This is a genomic window from Nocardia sp. NPDC003345 (genome assembly GCF_053589395.1).
This window is the reverse complement of the sequence record NZ_JBSFRU010000574.1, coordinates 1-1750: the sequence shown is the minus strand read 5'-3', so window position 1 is coordinate 1750 and position 1750 is coordinate 1. Positions and strand designations below refer to the sequence as shown.

General features: G+C 67.9%; 1 protein-coding gene. It reads right to left on the bottom strand.

Features of this window, described 5'->3' with window-relative positions; all coding sequences use genetic code 11:
• Window positions 1-321: 321 nt before the first annotated feature.
• Entirely contained in the window at window positions 322-1527 is a 1206-nt protein-coding gene (locus tag ACWDU1_RS32095) for an NAD(P)-dependent malic enzyme (RefSeq protein ID WP_450004173.1), read from the bottom strand.
• Window positions 1528-1750 lie beyond the last annotated feature (223 nt).

Sequence of the window (1750 nt, the reverse complement as noted above, 5' to 3'; positions counted from 1 at the left end):
GGGTTAATAGGGCCCCACCCTCGAGCGGCGGAGCCGCTCCAAAATTACAGCCCCACCCTTCGCGGAAGGGCACATCCGGACTCACCTTCGCGTAGGGGCACCCCCCAACCCACCTTCACGGCGGGGTCGATCCAAACACCTCCCGCCCCTTCGCGAAGGCGCTGATCCAAACCGCCTCCACGAGGCGCCACCCCCGACTCACTCTCACGAAGGTCCACCCAACCAACTCGGCGGAGCCGCTCCAACACCACAGCACCCGGCCCAGGGTGGCGGCCGGGTGCTGTAGCTGGGGTTACCGCCCGGGTAAGGCGGAACGTTTTATCAGGCGACGCCTTCCGCGCGAGCGGCGGCGGCGACGGCGTCCGCGACCGCGGGGGCGACGCGGGGGTCCAGCGGGCTGGGGACGATCTTGTCGACGGCGAGTTCATCGGCGACCACGCCGAGGATGGCGTCGGCCGCCGCGATCTTCATGCCCTCGGTGATGCGGCGCGCGCCCGCGTCGAGGGCGCCTTTGAAGACGCCGGGGAAGGCGAGCACGTTGTTGATCTGGTTCGGGAAGTCGCTCCGCCCGGTGGCGACGATTCCGGCGTACTTGCGGGCGACGTCGGGGTGGATTTCCGGGTCGGGGTTGGACATGGCGAACACGATGGACTCGGGGGCCATCGAGGCGATGAGTTCTTCGCCGATGGTGCCGGCGGACAGCCCCAGGAACACATCGGCTCCGGCGAGCGCGTCGGCCGCGGTACCCGTGAGGCCGCGCGGGTTGGTGCGCTGGGCCAACTCCGCCTTCACCGCGTTCAGGTCGGTGCGCTCGCGGCTGACGATGCCCTTGGAGTCCAGCACCGTGACATCGGCGACGCCCGCGGCGAGCAGGATGTTCGTGCAGGCGACTCCGGCGGCGCCGGCGCCGGAGACGACGACTTTCAGACCGGAGGTGGCCCGGCCCTGGACCTGGGCGGCGCCGTTGAGCGCGGCCAGCACCACGATGGCGGTGCCGTGCTGGTCGTCGTGCATCACGGGGCAGTCGAGCGCTTCCACGACCCGCTTCTCGATTTCGAAGCAGCGCGGGGCGGAGATGTCCTCGAGGTTCACCGCGCCGAAGCTCGGCCGCAGCCGGATCAGGGTTTCGACGATCTCGTCGACATCTTTGGTGTCCAGCACGATCGGAATGGAGTCGAGCCCGGCGAATTTCTTGAACAGCGCCGATTTGCCTTCCATCACCGGCAGCGAGGCACGCGGGCCGATATCGCCCAGGCCGAGCACCGCGGACCCGTCACTGACCACGACCACGAGCCGGTCGGTCCAGGTGTAGCGCTTGGCGAGCTTCTCGTCCTCCGCGATGGCACGGCTCACCTGCGCCACGCCGGGGGTGTAGGCGATGGATAGGTCGCGCTGGGTCTCCAGCGGCGCGCTGAGCTCTACCGAGAGCTTGCCGCCGAGGTGACCCGCGAAGATCTCCTCGTGAGTGATCGCCGAGAGGTTTGCGGCCTCATCTTTGCTGGCGGTGGCATTCGGTGCGTCAGTCACAGAGGACACGATTTCACTCCTGCTGGTTGCGGTCGTAACCGGTGGACGGTTACCGCCGGGTATTTGGTGTTATCTGCGTCATATCGTTCATCGGTGGCGCGACCAGGATGTTTCCCGATGGAGCCGTACGCCGGGGGAACCCGGGAACACCGGACATGTGGCGATGGGCAACGGCGCTGATTTCGGGCAGCGACTGTCCGGATGGGAGACGGACGGGTTGTCC